The sequence below is a fragment of the Nocardioides sp. NPDC006273 genome (genome assembly GCF_040613495.1).
Classification (GTDB): Bacteria; Actinomycetota; Actinomycetes; order Propionibacteriales; family Nocardioidaceae; genus Nocardioides.
The window spans coordinates 103,638-118,231 of record NZ_JBEXSD010000003.1 but is presented as its reverse complement, the minus strand read 5'-3'; the positions used below and the strand labels follow the sequence as shown (position 1 = coordinate 118,231).

General features: G+C 67.9%; 17 protein-coding genes. 1 reads left to right on the top strand and 16 read right to left on the bottom strand.

Going from position 1 to position 14,594, the window contains the following annotated elements; genetic code table 11:
- The first annotated feature begins 4 nt into the window (after positions 1 to 4).
- A complete protein-coding gene (locus ABZZ22_RS02565; protein WP_354926488.1) occupies positions 5 to 271 on the top strand; it encodes a hypothetical protein in 267 nt (88 codons plus the stop codon).
- Between the two features lie 69 nt (positions 272 to 340).
- On the opposite strand, the gene ABZZ22_RS02560 is transcribed toward ABZZ22_RS02565, so the two are convergent.
- The 16 genes from ABZZ22_RS02560 to ABZZ22_RS02485 form a co-directional block, all read right to left on the bottom strand.
- Positions 341 to 679, bottom strand: a complete 339-nt coding sequence (locus tag ABZZ22_RS02560) for a hypothetical protein (RefSeq protein WP_354926486.1) — start codon at positions 677 to 679, stop codon at positions 341 to 343.
- Positions 680 to 693: 14 nt separating this feature from the next.
- Entirely contained in the window at positions 694 to 3,387 is a 2,694-nt protein-coding gene (locus ABZZ22_RS02555) for a hypothetical protein (RefSeq protein WP_354926484.1), read from the bottom strand.
- A complete protein-coding gene (locus tag ABZZ22_RS02550) occupies positions 3,387 to 5,147 on the bottom strand; it encodes a hypothetical protein (RefSeq protein WP_354926482.1) in 1,761 nt (586 codons plus the stop codon). Before ABZZ22_RS02550 ends, ABZZ22_RS02555 begins: the two co-directional genes overlap by 1 nt.
- A gap of 155 nt (positions 5,148 to 5,302) precedes the next feature.
- Complete coding sequence (locus ABZZ22_RS02545) at positions 5,303 to 5,608, bottom strand: hypothetical protein (RefSeq protein WP_354926480.1); 306 nt, start codon at positions 5,606 to 5,608, stop codon at positions 5,303 to 5,305.
- Positions 5,609 to 5,620: 12 nt separating this feature from the next.
- A complete protein-coding gene (locus ABZZ22_RS02540) occupies positions 5,621 to 6,052 on the bottom strand; it encodes a hypothetical protein (RefSeq protein WP_354926478.1) in 432 nt (143 codons plus the stop codon).
- A 2-nt stretch (positions 6,053 to 6,054) separates the two neighbouring features.
- A complete protein-coding gene (locus ABZZ22_RS02535; RefSeq protein WP_354926476.1) occupies positions 6,055 to 6,489 on the bottom strand; it encodes a hypothetical protein in 435 nt (144 codons plus the stop codon).
- Between the two features lie 9 nt (positions 6,490 to 6,498).
- Positions 6,499 to 6,840, bottom strand: coding sequence for a hypothetical protein (locus ABZZ22_RS02530; RefSeq protein ID WP_354926474.1), 342 nt, complete (start codon positions 6,838 to 6,840; stop codon positions 6,499 to 6,501).
- On the bottom strand, positions 6,837 to 7,178 hold the full coding sequence (locus ABZZ22_RS02525) for a hypothetical protein (RefSeq protein ID WP_354926472.1): 342 nt from the start codon (positions 7,176 to 7,178) through the stop codon (positions 6,837 to 6,839). Before ABZZ22_RS02525 ends, ABZZ22_RS02530 begins: the two co-directional genes overlap by 4 nt.
- 2 nt (positions 7,179 to 7,180) lie before the next feature.
- Positions 7,181 to 8,770, bottom strand: coding sequence for a hypothetical protein (locus ABZZ22_RS02520; protein WP_354926470.1), 1,590 nt, complete (start codon positions 8,768 to 8,770; stop codon positions 7,181 to 7,183).
- Positions 8,763 to 9,986, bottom strand: a complete 1,224-nt coding sequence (locus ABZZ22_RS02515; RefSeq protein ID WP_354926468.1) for a phage portal protein — start codon at positions 9,984 to 9,986, stop codon at positions 8,763 to 8,765. The genes ABZZ22_RS02520 and ABZZ22_RS02515 overlap by 8 nt, the downstream gene beginning before the upstream one ends.
- Positions 9,987 to 10,045: 59 nt before the next feature.
- Positions 10,046 to 11,806 carry an HNH endonuclease gene (locus tag ABZZ22_RS02510; RefSeq protein ID WP_354926466.1) on the bottom strand — a complete coding sequence of 587 codons (1,761 nt, stop codon included), beginning with the start codon at positions 11,804 to 11,806 and terminating at the stop codon, positions 10,046 to 10,048.
- Positions 11,807 to 11,931: 125 nt separating this feature from the next.
- On the bottom strand, positions 11,932 to 12,183 hold the full coding sequence (locus tag ABZZ22_RS02505) for a hypothetical protein (RefSeq protein WP_354926464.1): 252 nt from the start codon (positions 12,181 to 12,183) through the stop codon (positions 11,932 to 11,934).
- Positions 12,184 to 12,185: 2 nt separating this feature from the next.
- Positions 12,186 to 12,548: a hypothetical protein gene (locus ABZZ22_RS02500; RefSeq protein ID WP_354926462.1), complete on the bottom strand. Its 363-nt coding sequence runs from the start codon at positions 12,546 to 12,548 to the stop codon at positions 12,186 to 12,188.
- Entirely contained in the window at positions 12,545 to 12,718 is a 174-nt protein-coding gene (locus ABZZ22_RS02495; protein WP_354926460.1) for a hypothetical protein, read from the bottom strand. The genes ABZZ22_RS02500 and ABZZ22_RS02495 overlap by 4 nt, the downstream gene beginning before the upstream one ends.
- Complete coding sequence (locus ABZZ22_RS02490; RefSeq protein ID WP_354926458.1) at positions 12,715 to 14,061, bottom strand: AAA family ATPase; 1,347 nt, start codon at positions 14,059 to 14,061, stop codon at positions 12,715 to 12,717. The genes ABZZ22_RS02495 and ABZZ22_RS02490 overlap by 4 nt, the downstream gene beginning before the upstream one ends.
- Positions 14,048 to 14,509 carry a hypothetical protein gene (locus ABZZ22_RS02485; protein WP_354926456.1) on the bottom strand — a complete coding sequence of 154 codons (462 nt, stop codon included), beginning with the start codon at positions 14,507 to 14,509 and terminating at the stop codon, positions 14,048 to 14,050. Before ABZZ22_RS02485 ends, ABZZ22_RS02490 begins: the two co-directional genes overlap by 14 nt.
- Positions 14,510 to 14,594: the final 85 nt, after the last annotated feature.

Below are 14,594 nucleotides of genomic sequence, written 5' to 3'. Positions count from 1 at the left end.
CATCATGAAGCTGATCGTCGCTGCCCTTGTCGGCGCACTGCTGACCCTGGCCGTCGTGGCGGGTATCAAGATTGATACCCCCGAGCCCACCCGGGCGCCCGTCCCGAACACGGCCGCGAACGTCGGCAAGTGCATCCAGGGTCACCGGGTGCTCTGGCATGAGTCCAGGGGCGCGGCGGCCGAGGCGTGCCTGGCGCAGCTGGGCGAGGTCGGCGAGCAGCAGTTCAGCCAGGCGTGGCACAACTTCGAGATCGTGCCGGCGCACTGGTAGGGGAAGAATTTCCCCTGGAGGGCCGAGTAGCAGAGTTGCTACTTCGGCCCTTCGCCATAGTTATGGTGGTCAGTCGGTCGTCTGCTTCATGTCCAGCAGGCGGCGGACTAGCTCCTGGGAGAACTCCTCGTGCTCGACGCGCCACGTCTCCAGGGACATCAGCCGCTCGCTGGTGTCGGCGGCGATGACCAGGAGCTCCTCGATCTTCCCCACTCGAGCCTGGAGTGAGGGCACGGCCTTCTCTACGACCTCGTTGGCGTAGTCGGTCACGGCGGGCTTGCCCATGATGCCCTCGGTGAGGGTCTCCAGCCGCTTGAAGAGACGCCAGAACGCGGCGAAGAAGCCAGCCATCACGAGCGCGGCACCGCAGATGCCAGCGACAGTCAGCAACGTCTCAGTCGTGGGCATGTCTCGTCACTCTCCTAGTACCGGGTCACGCAGAAGGACGTGCCAGTGGACCCGGTATTCAGGGCCCGTGAAGCGCCGGTGTTGTTGTAGATCTGCATCGTGATCTGGTCGTTGGCATCGAAGTGGCGCGTCAACTCGGCCTCGATGGTGCAGTTGGTGTTCCAACTCGGATCCACGATCTCCTTTGCTGAGGTCCCGTTCACCAGCAGTCGGGCTGCGAACAGTCCAGCGACGGTTGCGCCCGCGCGGTATCGAATCCCAATCGTGAGGAATCCGGCAGTAGTCACTGTGATGACGCCTGAGGAATACGAGCATCCGAGGTCGGCGAGGGCTGCCGTGTCGGATGCGGAGTCAAGGACAGTGCTGAACCCGGGCGTCGTCGCCCAGCCGCCGGTCGGCACAGAGGCAGCGGTGGAGATGTAGGTAGTGACCGTCCCCCGAGCCGCGCTTGGCGCCCCTGAGGACAGGGGCGGCTGGATGGAAGGGGAGGCGACCACGCCCTCGACCTTGAAGCCGTAGGTGGTCCTCCAGCGGCCCTGTCCGCCGGGGCGCTTCTCGGTGGTGAACTCGTCCTTGCGGCGGGCGATGCGCAGCGCCTTGATGACTTCGCCGTCGATGGTGTCGGCGGTGACGGTGACCAGGTCGTAGAGGTCGTGGAATGCGTGGGTGCGCTCGTCGGCGGAGTTGACCTCGACTTGCTCGATCGCCAGGGTCGGGGTGGCGTTGCCGTCGAGGATGCGCTGGGCGGCTACCTCGGCGTCCGAGGTCGCGCCGGGGGTCGAGGCGATGGTCAGCGGGTAGGAGTGGGCGCCCCACTCGCGGACCGAGGCGCCGTCCTCGTAGGTCTGGCCGGCCGTCCGCTCCTCGGTGGAGCCGTCGGAGGCTCGGATGAGGCGGGTGACGAGGACCTGGTTGATGAGGTTGTCGGTGGAGAAGCCCACCTTGAGCCCCGCGGCGGAGTAGTCGGCGGGCCCCATCGTGTCGGGTCCGGTCGACTTGGCGCCGAGGGTGGTCTCGAACTGGAGTGTTCCGGTGGGGTCGATCCAGGCGGTCCCGCCGACGGTGTCGCGGGTCAGGGCGACCTGGTCCAGCGCGGAGGCACTCTCGTTGTCGGCCACGGAGGTGGCGGGCGTGATGGCGGTGGAGCCGTCGACGACCCAGGGCACGCCGGCGCTGGACAGCGCCAGCGCAGGCAGGCCCGCGGCGGTCAGGGCGACACCGGGGCGGGAGGCCTGGGCCAGTGTGGACTCGCGGCCGGTGGAGGTGACGGTGATCTTGAGCTTGTTCCGCTTCTCGTCCTCGAGCGGGTCGTACTCGACCGAGCAGGGTCCGAGCTTGCCGGTGAACAGGCGCTCGAAGGCCTCGGTCTCGGGGCGGTAGGCCCACACGCGGATGCCGCGCCCGGGCTTGATCATGGAGTCGGCCCTGGCCGGTGAGAGCGCGGGGTCGACGACGATTCCGTTCATGGTGGAGATGTCGAGCTCGTCGCGCTCGATGGTGAACTGGTTGTAGCCGCCCGTGACGTCGATGAACTGTTCGTCGGGCTCGACGTACTCGACCGCGCCGACGCTGGACCGGGTGCTGGGCGAGTTGCCAGCGGTGCCGGTCCAGTCGTAGACGTGGCTGGAGGTGTCGGCGGTGTCGCCGTCCCAGTAGGGCATCAGGGCCGAGGACTGGACGACCGAGACCGAGTCGACGTCGAAATCCCAGCCGGCCGCGACCAGGATCGGGGGGCCGCGGTGTCTCATGCCGGGGTTGATGCGGAGCTTGGTGGCACCGGCCGGTGCGGTGATGATCCGCCAGAACTGCACCCACGACCCGTCCGTCACGCCGGAGTCGACGAAGGTGCAGCTGCCGATCTGGGCGTTGCTGTCGTTGTACCAGCAGTAGTACATCGTGGGCTCGAGGGTGTGGCCATCGGTCATCACGTCGACGCGGACGTCGACGCGCAGCGAGTAGTTCTCCCCACCCACAATGTCCGACACGTAGGGGCCGTGGACGTAGCAGCCCTCGCCGTTCGACAGTGTGGTCTCGGAGGTGTCGGCACGGAGAACCCACGCGCCTCCGACGTACTCGAAGCGGCTGATGCTGGCGATGTTCTGTCCGACCGTCCAGCCTGTGGTGCTGTACTGGAAGCCCCCGTTGGGCATCAGGTTGGTGCGCACGACCGAGGGCAGACCAGCGCCGGTCACCTCGGTAACCATCGCCTTGGTGAACGTCGCCAGGGCGTTGGCGTTGGCTGAGCCGGTGTCGGGGTTGGGGTCGGCGGTCTTGTCGAGGACGACGAAGAGGCGGGCGTAGGCGGCGGTGCCCGGGATGGTGACCGAGGAGAACGCCAGGGTGTCCAGGGCCGTGCTCGGGCTGGAGTAGTGCCAAGAGATGACCTGGTAGGCGGAGTTGTAGAACTGCAGGCCGAGGGTGACCTTGTGGCCGGTGGTGATCGCGGTCAGGTCGACGCGGGCGTTGGCGTACATCCCGGGCGTGACGGGAAGGGGGTCGGTCCAGATGCCCGTGGACCCGGCGGTGCCGCCTCGCTGCAGCTTGATGGTGCGGGCCACAGGGTCCCCGGTGATGGTGACGTTGGTCGTCAGGCTGTCGGGCGCCCACTGCCATGCGCCGTACTGGCCGGAGGTGTTGGTGAGCAGGTTGTCGCCCTCCTCGGGCGGCAACTGGACCTCGACCTTGATGTCGTCTGCGAGGTCAGCCATCACGCCACCCGAACCCGTCCGCCGGCGCCGACGTAGGCACCGATCGCCTTGCCGATCTCGCGGCCGGTCGCCACGGGGTCGCCGACGATGCCTTGCACGGTGACGTGGATCGTGACTCCGCCGTCGGCGCCAGGTGTAGCAGCGCCGGCAGGCAGCAGGTCCCCCTTGAACTCGGGGGTGATCTCGGCCGAGAAGCCGGCGCCGATCGTGTCCGTGATCTTCCCGATGGTCTTCTTGACCTTCTGGTTGAAGCCCTCCAGGAGGCCCTTGTCGAGGCCGGACATGAGCGCCTTGCCGTTGTCGATCAGCAGCCGCAGGTCGTAGGAGATCGGCCCTTTATTGTCCCGGATCCAGCTGGCCATCCCGCCGACCAGGGACTGCACCTGGCGCCACTTCTCGGCGATGCCGTTGTAGAGCCCACCGAGGAGGGCGCGACCGGCGGCGGTGAGGAGCCCGCCAAGGTTGCCGATAGCGGACTTGATCCGGCCGGGAACGCCGCGGATCCAGGACCGCAGACCGTTCCAGCGATTGACTACGCCGCGAGAGAGCCCGGAGACGAGATCGCGGCCCTTGGACAGCAGCAGGGAGCCGAAGCGGCCCACGGCCCGCAGGATGCGCCCGGGCAGTCCCACGTACCAGGTGATCGCGGTGGCCAAGGCCTTCTTGACGGTGTCCCAGGCCTTCTTGTTGGCGCGGACGAAGCCCTGTACGGCCTGCGAGAGTTTGTTCTTGAGCCAGTCCCAGCCCTTGGCGAAGACACCCTTGATCCAGCCCCAGAGCTTGGACATGGTCGCCTTGATCTTGTCCCAGTGCCGGACGCACAAGATGATGATCGCGATCAGGGCGACGATGCCCAGGATGATCCAGGTGACCGGGTTCAGCAGCATGACCGCGTTGACGATCGCCATGACGACCGAGAAGGCGTAGAGCGCGACGACCACGATCCCGATGGCGGTGGCGAGCGCCTGGATGACGCTCGGGTGCTCCTTGAACCACTTCGAGACGGGCTCGAGCTTCTTGAGCAGCGCGTCGAAGGCGACGACCACGGCATCGATGACGGGCTGCAGGCCGGCGGCGATCTGCTCGATGAACGGGGTCAGGAAGTCGGCGATCGCGCGGACGCGGTCGAGGAACCCGGCGATGGTAGCGCCCGCGGTGGTGAAGGCCTCCTTGAGGTTGGAGCCCTTGAGCAGGTCGCCCCCGAAGAACCGGCCGATGGCCTTGCCGATCTGCCCGAACAGGGAGGCGAAGCCCTCGAGGACGGGGATGGCGTTGCGGAACATCGCGGGGAGCTTGGGGCCGACCTTGTCGGCGAAGGTCTCGACCTTGGCGAAGAAGCCGGAGACCAGCGGCGCGGCGGCCCGGGAGATCTCGGTCAGGTAGGGCGCGACCGACTCGAAGGCGCGGCCGAGTGACTCGGCGCCCTTGACCAGGGGCTCGACGAGCGGCTTGCCGATGCCCTTGAGCGTCTCGGTGGCTCGCTTCTTGAGGTTGCCGAACGCGGACTGCACCCGCTCATCCATCGCGGCCCCGGCCAGTCCTATGCCGGCCAGTGCGATCGGGAGCGCGGCGAGGAGGCCTGCGAAGAGGACCACGGCGGCCGAGCCCAGCGTCATGGCGGAGTTGAGGGCGGCGATGCCGAGCGCAGCCTTGAGCGCGGTGCCGCGGAACTTGGTCAGCGAGGAGTCGGCCTTGGAGACGGACTTGATCATCCTCGACGCGTTGCCGAGGATCGAGATCACAATCCGGCGATCGGCCATCGGTCTACCTCCTCACTTCGTCGGGTTCATGCGGCGGTGCTCCTCGGTCCAGATCCGGCGCTCTCGCACGGTCAGGGCCTCGTACTCACTCGGCGGGTAGCCGGTGGCCATGCAGAAGTTGGCCTTGCGGCGGGTCCACTCATCGGCGGCCGCGGTCAGGCTTTTGGGTCGTCGTCCTTGATGCCGGCCATCGGGTCGGCGGAGTCGTCGTCCTCGGCGAGCTCGGGGTAGCGGTCGGTGAGCTCGCGCAGGGTCATCTCCATGGCCGCTTTGTAGGCGGCGGTGTCCTTCTGGCCCTCGCGCTTGAACTCGATGAACGCGAACGCGCGGACGGCGATCGTGCCCTGCTCCTCGAGGTGGTCGAGGGTGAGTCCGAACGACTTCTGGATGGCGATCTCCTCGAACCCGTTGAGCGTCTCGGCCAGCTCGTCCAGCGGCATGCGGTCGGCGGTCTCGGTCATGGTGTGCAGCTCCTAGCTGAGGTCGTACTTGCGGATGATGTCTTCGATGCCGTCGGCCAACATCTGCTCGGCGCGCGGACCCATCACGGCGTCGGTCTTCTCGAAGAAGTGCTGACCGGCGAAGGAGCCGCGGATGCCCGTGGCGTATCGGCCGTGCTTCCACTCGCTGTTGCCGCGACCCCATCCCCACTGGACGGCGCCGGCGTAGGGGACCTTCTTGCCGCCGCCGCGGACGATGGCCTTGTTCTGGGCCTTGGAGCCCTTCAGGGAGCGCACCAGGCGCCCGGAGCGAGATCCGACGAACCCGACCATTACGTCGCGAGCCTCGGAGGCGATCGGGCCGAAGACGTCCTTGAGATCGGACGCCTCGGCACCGAGGCCCTTGAGGCCGCGGATGGTCTCCTTCAGACCAACGACCTCGACTCCGAACCCTGGGCGCACCATGGCTAGACCCCGGTGTCCTCGACGGGCTTGGCCTCGAGCTCCCACTCGACCTCGATGGAGGCGACCGCTCGCGTGGAGGTGGTGCCCTCCCCGCCCATCAGGAGCCCGTCGGGCTCGGAGATGACGGCGCCGAAGGTGTAGTGAGGCTGAGACGCGGTCGGGGTGACGTTGCCGTAGGGCTGGTAGATGCCGGAGATCGTGGCGCCGGCGTTGTCCCAGACCTCGCGCCACAGGGTGCCGGTGGCGTGGTCCTGGGCGATGGTCAGCTGGGCGGTGTAGGTGCGAGCACCGCCAGCGCGGGCCTCCTCGAAGGAGACGAACTCGACGTCTGCCTCGGCAGAGTGGAACTCGCACTTGGACAGCTCGAGGGAGCGGTCGGTCTCGGTGCCGGAGTCGCCTGCCATCACTACGATGAGGCGAGGGTTTACGCGTGCCATCTTGGCCTCCTAGGCCTCTCGGACGCCAGTGATAGCCACGGCGTTGGTGCTCGCACCGTCACGGAATGTGAAGGTGTCGGGGGTTGCGGACTGGACGACGATCTCGGTGTCGATCGCCGCCATGAGGGCCTCGAGGTTGGCGTCGAGCCAGACCTCAGCCGCCTTCAAGTCCTGCGGCAGGGCCACGAGGACGATCCACTCGGCGACGTAGCCGAAGCCGTTGTCACCACGCTGGCGAGGACCCATCGAGACGAAGCCCTCGCCCGGCTTGGCGATCTGCCGGTAGTAGGGCGTGACCCGGATGCCCTCGACGGTGGAGGCCGCCGTGGCGATCTCCTCGCGCGCGGTCATCCGATGACCAGCTTGCGATAGGGCCGCTCGAGGTCGGACACCAGCGGGTCCCTGGTCGGGGAGCCCACGCGGATCGTGGCGGCGGCCCCGTCGGCCAGGGTCATCTGCACGCCCAGGGGGAGCGGCTGGAGCGAGAGGGCCACCTGGGTCCGCCGACACAGCGCCTGGGCGAGTGCGTCGGGGAACCAGGTGGGGTCCTCCGGGTCGGCCACGTAGGCCGTCTTCTTGTCCTGATCCCCGGCCTGCGCCGCGAGGGCAGCACTGATCTCGACGTCGGACCATGAGTGGTCCGAGCCGAGGTAGTCCTTCACCGCGTCGAGGTCGGGGATCGTGGCCATGATCAGGCCGCGTTGTCGTAGGTGAGCTTGCGGACCTTGTTGCCGTCGAGCAGGGCAGCCGCCCAGTAGCCGTACAGGCCGAAGGAGACGGTGGCGACGGTCTCGGCCAGGTCGATGCGCTGGGGGGCGGTGTTGACGAAGTGCAGCCCCTCCTTGTCACCGATGAACGACTTCTGGTTGACACCAGAGGCGCCGAGGGTCCCGGCCGGGAGCAGGTTGTGGCCGCCGATGTCGAGCGAGCGGAACTTGCCGCCCGCGGTGCCGTCCGCGTTCACCGCGTTGACGACGGGGAAGTACGGGCGGTCGTCGCCGTCGACGGCCGTGGCGAGCGCGGTGTAGAGGTCCCGGTGCCCGGTGAAGAAGTCCCACGACCCGGAACCGTCGATGAACTGCGCACCGACCAGGCCGGCCTTGACGAGCTTCGCGAGGGTCGCATCCGTCGCGCCGGTCGTGAGGGTGCCGCCGAGCTCGGTGAGCGTGAGGCTGTTCATGAAGGCCGCGGCCTTGGTCTCCAGGAGCTCCGCGTACTTGCGGTTCATCTGGCGCCAGATCATGGCCGAGACCTGCGGGTTGCCGCCGGCGTCGTACACCTTGCGGGTGATGACGGCACGGCCGGAGAGCGCAGCCGGGGTGACGGTGTCGTCGTCGGTTACGAACGTCACGTCGTTCGCGGGCTCGACACCCTCGGCGTGGTCGGCCACCTCGTTGGACGAGGAAGCGAACTTCGGCACGACATAGGGGGTCGGGCCGGAGAGTCCGCCGGAGTTGATCGCGGCGTAGACCGGCGCGTCCTTCTCGATGTAGTCGACGTAGAGGTCGGGGCGGAACCCGTTCGGGTTGACGCTGGTCACGTCGCCGGAGTCGACGGCCGCGAACGTGTGCTGGATGAAGTCCTGCACGCGCTGCATCGACTCGCCGGAGCCCTTGGTGCCCGCGAACAGGTCGGTGGAGAACTCGTGAGCGCCCCTGGTGCCGTTGAAGCGGTACGGGGACTCCTCGCGGGTGACTCCCTCACCGGCGGGGGTGACCTCGCGCGGCGGGACGGTGAGGGCCGCGAAGCCCTCGGTGATTGCGGTGGTGACGGCGCTGAAGTCCTGGGGGGCCTCAGCCGTCTCGGTGTTGTCGGCCATGACGGCCCCTTCCTTGTTGGACGCAGCGGACGCCGCGATCGAGGTGACGCGCGCAGAGTCGAAGGCTGGTTCGGCCGTCAACGCAACGTGGGCCAGGTGGTATTTGTCCTTGCCCTCGGGCTTGTAGAGCGAGACCGAGAGGCCGTCGTACACGCCGCTCTCAGCGAGAGTGAGCGCCTCATCTCCACGGGGGCCGTCGGCCACCTTGAAGGACCCGTGGATGCCGGTGTCACCCTCAGCGAGGGAGAGGCCGAATCCGAAGGATGTGGAGATGGCGTGGTCGAGATTCATCTTCACGGACTTGAAGTTGGACCACGCGATGTCGCCCTTGGAGAAGGTGACGTTCCGACCGTCGATCGGCTTCACCCCGAAGGGGACGATCTGGCCGCTGATGGTGCGCTTCTCGGTGTCGACCGTGAAGTCCAGGTGATCAGCGGAGAATGTGAACTGTGCTTCAGGCATTGGGCACCTCTTCGACGTCGATGACCTGCTCTGCCGACGTGAGCGCCGGGGTCTGGTCCGGGGCAAGCGGGGCCTTGCGCTCGAGCTCGCGGATCTCGTCCTGGCCGATGGCGCCGACCTCGAGCCCGATCTTGTAGGCCTCGAAGCGGGTCTTGTCGTCGGCGAACAGGAGGTCGGCCACGCGGGTCCGGGCGTCGTAGCCGCGGGGGCAAACGTCGTTCATGGAGAGGCGCTCCTCGACGGCGACCATGTACGGGCGCAGGGTGTCCTTCACGCGGGCCTGGTAGCGGTCCTGGCTGTTCTGGTACGTCCGGCTGGTCGTGGATACGCCGAGGTCCTCGGGGTCTACGCCCATGACGCGGGAGAGCTCAAGGACGGCGTGCTGGCGGGACTCGGCCAGCTGGAGCTTCTGAGCGTCGAAGGCGTTGACGTTGTAGTCGAAGCCGCTGGGCACGAACCCTGTTGCGCGCTGCCGGCGGGCGGCGAGCCAGGCGTCGAGGGTGGCGTCGACCTCGTCTTGGTCCGGGTCGTAGCCGTCGCTGGGCTTGAAGTAGTCGGCCATCGGGGCGCCGTCGGAGTAGCGCAGCGCAGCGGCGTCCAGGATCAGGGAGGACCGGATGGCACGGGCGCCGGCGGTCAGGACACCCTCTGTCGGGGAGTCGAAGCGGATGAGGTCCTTGTCCTCGACGTACTCCCACGTCATGCCGCGGTTGCCGTCCCGGGTCACGTAGACCTTGCCGTCGATGCGGACGTCGACCGTGCGCGGCTCGAGGCGGCGAACCTTGGTCGGGTAGCCGTGCCAGCCGTACTCGGTGACCTTCCACCAGGCGACGCCCTCGAACCAGAGGTCCTCATACGTCTTCGCCATGGTCACCGAGCGCGGAGTGTTGCGCTCAGGCTGGGCGAGGAGGTCGGAGACCGACAGCGTGTTCTGCGGGCCGTACAGGTCGAGCGGGAGCGTGCCCAGGGTGCCGGGGATCAGGTCGCGTCCGCGCTTGATGGCGGGCACCTGGAGCGCCGAGCGGCGAGAGACCGCACCAGCGATCGCTACCGGGTCGTCGTAGGACGTCAGGCCGAAGAAGGAGGCGGGGATGGACTCGGAGCCGATCGCCGCGAACTGCTCGCCGGCGGTGGCCTCGAGCTCCTGGGACGCGGCGGCCAGCTGAACGGCTCTACCGCCGGTCAGCCCATCGCGGAAACGTGTCCATAAGCCCACATTGCCAGTATGGCACGAATGCGACATGCGTAGCGACACGACGCGTTGTCACATTTGCGTCAGGCGGTCTGATACCTCGTCGGCACGACCACCTTCCGGCGGACGACGGTGGCAGCAGCGGACGCGGCCCAGACGGCGGACTTGATCGAGTCCTGACGGTCCGTGTTGCGCACGCGCGGGCCGTTGACTCCCGGCGAGACGCGCAGCGCCAGGACTTGCACGGTCAGCGGCTCGGAGTCGTCGTGGCGGAGGGTGCCCTCACGGAGCATCCGCTGGAGCTCGCCGACCTGGGCCACGGTGGTGGCACTGGCGGACTCGGTGCGGACCTTGTGCTTCTTCCAGGCGGGATGCTCGATCAGCGAGGTGCCGACGATGGCGGGCTTGCGCAGTTGGAGCGCGGCGATCTGACGTGCCGCCAGGTCGAGGGTGGCGTGGTTGGTCACGGAGACTGTCACCGTGCCGTCCTGGGTGCGCCAGGCCCGCGCCACCGACACGCCACGTTCGAACCAGGCCTCGACCGCTACGGCATCGGGAGATGTTGCGGGTGCAACGCGTGCGAGCTCGGCCCAGGCCTGCTCTGTGGTCACCGGGTCGCCGACCTGGCGGCGCTCCTTCAGGTTCCACTTGTTGGCGTACTGGCACTCGAACGCACGCATGGGGTCGACGTCGTCGAGCTCTGGATCCTCCTCGCCGGCCAGGGCCTTGGCGTACATCGACGCGACGAACTCGGCGCGGTCCTCGTCCCAGTACGGAGACGCGGCCTCCCAGACCGCGGGGTCGGAGATGTCAGCGTCAGGAGGGGCGCCCCACCATAGGAGCAGGATCTTCGGGTCGGTGTTCTCCAGCGCAGTCAGGAGCGCCGATCGCATCGTCGAGCGGGCACGGCGGTGAGCGGTCGAGGTGAGGATGAGTTGGGGCGACTGCCTGCCCAGCAGGGACGGCTCCAGGCCCTCGGTCACGGTGTCGGGCTTGACATCCCAACCCTCATCGACGAGCGCCAGGGTCGTGTCCCATCCGTAGGTCGCATCTTGCGCGCGCACCAGCCAGACGTCGGCGTCGGGACTCTCGATCGCCTCCTTCCCGTTGCCGCGGGTGACGGCCTTCGGGCCCCACTCGGCCTCGGCCCAGCGCCAGGCCTCCTTCTGGGCCTTGCGGCAGACGGCGAGGTCGGATCCGGTGTGCACGATCTCCTGCCGCTCGCCGAACAGGGAGGGTCCGTGCTTCATGCGCCACAGAGCCAGGCCTCGCAGACCCACGCTCTTGCCGGCGCGTCGGGGTCCAGTCTCGACCGCCGTGCGCTTGAGCAGGCGACCCTCGGCGTCGTGCTGGAGCTTCAAGGCCAGGCCGAGACGCTGCCACCAGCGCAACTCCTTCTTCTCGACCTGCTCGATCCAGGGGATCGCATCGTCGGCGTAGGTGCCTACGGCGTCGGGGTGAACGGGGCTGATGGCGAGGGGCGGGTTCGAGTTGGCGTCCATCTCGATGTAGGGCTCGAGCCAGGCGGGCACGTTCTTGATGAAGTGGTCCCAGGAGAGCTCATCAGGGATCGTGAACGGCTCGCTCGAGATGCTGGGGAGAGAAGAAACAGGGGCGGCGGCTTGAGGGGCCTCGTCCGTCGCGGAAAAACCGGCTTCACGCAGCGCATCAGCCTTGGCTTTCGCGATGACTGCGGCTTGGCCACCACCATCTGAGCAGCGCTTGTGCTCGACCCGCCAGTTGCTCTCGACCCACGTCAGCTCAGGGTGCGTGACCCTGTCCTTGATGTGGCCCAGCCTCCATCCACTGGCATTCCCCTTCGTCCCCGGTGGGTCAGCCTTCACCGGCTTGCCACACACACCACACGCCACGGGCCACGATGTACGCGCTGCCAGGGTGGCACGTGCGCGTGCCACAGCAGGCCCCGCCCAACGAGGGACGGGGCTGCTGCCTCGGGGTGCTGTGGTCACTACTCAGCACCCGCGGCGATGTCGACGGGCGGCAGGGGCGAGACGACCGCCTTGCCCCGGCACTTCATCATGTGCTCGGTCGCGGCCCACTTGGCCGAGGTCAGCGTGATGGTCCGCTCGCGGTGGCCACACTCGCAGGTGACGCGGAAGCGCTTGCGGGCGTCGATGAACAGGCAGGCGACCCACGCGATGTAGACGATGAGGCCCGTGATGGTGATGGCGATGATCAGGTCGAAGATGAAGTCGGACATGGTCAGTTCCCCTTGGTTGCGTGCAGCAGGTTGACTAGTTCGCCGAGGGTCGTGGTTACCCACTGGTCTTGCGGCGCGCCGCGTCCGTGGCGTTTGTGGATGACGAGCGCGATGTCGGCGTCGTCATTCGCCTTCTCGATCTCAGCCTCGGCCCACCAGGTGCCGAGGCTGAGCTTGATGACGTTCTTGCACTCCGCGACGATGCGGAGGCCGGCGTATCTCCAGCCGCCGAGGTCGCCGCGGTCCTTCGACCCGGTCTTGACCCGGCGGTCGATCCGGTCGTCGACGTTGGCGGCGAGGTAGTCGGCGATGTCGCGCTCGAAGCGGGCGCCGGCCGCCTTGGCAGATGCGCGGTTGCGGCTCATGGTGTCTCCAGGTCGAGGAAGTCGAGGACGGCAGCGGCGTCGTCCATGCGTGCGGGATGGCAGGCGTTGAGGGGCTTGTCGAGGAGCGATCGGCAGTTCGCGCCAGGGGCCGCCTTGCAGCCACGGCAGGCGATGGCGTCGCGAGCCTCGCTCCAGGTCGGGCGAGTCATGACGCCTCACCTGGTGTCCAGCAGTCGCAGGCGCCAGCGCGGTGGACGTCCGCCGGGGCACCCGATCGACACCCGGTTCCCGGTTCCCGGTTCCGTGGTTCCCACCCTATGGGTGTGGGAACCACCTGGTTCCCGGTGGTTCCGGAACCACCTGAAATGCCTGTGACCTGCGGTTTCGTGGTGGTTCCAGGTGGTTCCCGCAAGGGTGGTTCCCGGGGGTCGGGAACCGGGGTGGTTCCGGAACCACTTTCGGCCGTCCGAGCCTGCTCTTTCCACATCCGAACGACCCGCAGAACGGCCCTCTTCTTGCGTCCCTTCCCGGCCGCCCGGAGCGCGGTGTAGACGTCGTTGGCGCTGCGCTCGGGTGCGAGCTGGAGGGCCTCGATGTCGGCCAGGATCTCCTTCTCCATCGCGCTGATCCCCACACGCTCGTGGCCGGCGGCAACGCGGTGGTAGAGGTCAGGCTCGGTCTCGCGGACGAGCTCCAGGTGGGCGGACTCCACGGGCATCCGGTGGGCCACGCAGTCGAGGTGCAGCACGGACTCAGACATCGGGGTCAGGCGCCACGCCATGTCGACGTCGCCAGACTTCGCCGAGCCGCCTCGCATGCCCTTCTCGGCGTCTTTGCCGGAGTGGTCGAGGCGCAGCATGGCCACGCCGCGCTGCTTCATCGCGAGGCCGGTGTGGCGGTAGAGGTTGAGCCAGGTGTCGTTGCTGTTCTCCTCGCCGGCCACGATGCGCGAGACGGTGTCGATGATCACGACGTCGCACCGGTAGTGCTCGACGGCCGCCAGGAGCTCGGCGCCACCCTGGGCGCTGTCCAGCTTGGACAGCGACGGGTAGGAGAGGTAGCAGAGGTTGGCCAGCGCCCCCTCCTTGATCATGTCGTGGTCGTAGCCCATGGCCTCGAGCCGCTGGCGCACGTCGCCGCGCATGTCGTTCTCCAGGTCGACGTACAGCACCCGGTAGGGCCGCGGGGGCTTCATGCCGAGGACGGCGAACCCGCGGGAGACGTTGACGGCGATCTCCAGCACGAGGAGGCTCTTGCCCGCCTTCGGTGCGCTGAACAGTGCCGTCGAGCGACCCTCGGCCAGCAGGGGCTCACAGATCCAGCGCTCGCCCTCGTCCTCCTGGGCGAAGAGCTCGTCCCAGTCGACCAGCGGCAGGAGGTGCTCGATCGCGGCAGAGGTCGCAGCGCCGTCATCGTCGTTGTTGACCACATGGAGACCCGTCGCTGGCTTGGTGTCGTATTCGCGGGCCATCTCGGCCATCCACTCGCGGTCCTCGTCGGAGGGCTGCCAACGGTGCTGCTCGTACTCGTCGTCGATCTCAGACACGGTCACCGTTGCTCCCCCCGAGGTAGAGGGACGCGAGCGCGTCCGGGTCGCCGATGGCGAGCAGGTCCGGCCCGAGGGTCCGGGTCAGTTCCGCCTGGGCGGAGCGATCGGCCATGCGGTCGGCGAGCTCCTCGCGATCCCAGATGCCCGCCTTCCCGAGGTCGAACGTCGGGCGGGTGATCTTGAGCGGCACGTATTCGCGCGGGCCGGTCTTCGGCTCGTACAGATCCCCGATCGTCAGTCCGATGACCGCCAGGATGTCCGTGGTCTCGCAGGACGCGAAGCACGTCATCGTGGCCTTGTCGCGGCCGTCGTCGGTGGTCCCGGCGCGGACGGCGAGGGTGAGCCCCCTGGACCCATGAGCTGGGCACTGAGCGCGTGCGCTCGAGCCCTGATCGCGGACCTGGACATGAGCGGCCAGCGCGTCCACGACGCGCTCGTAGGGCGTCGTCATCGGGTCACCTCGATGAGGTCCCGGGCGCAGGCGTCCGGGCCACAGATGATCCCGAAGCGGGTGCACGTCGCAAGGTCGGCGAGGT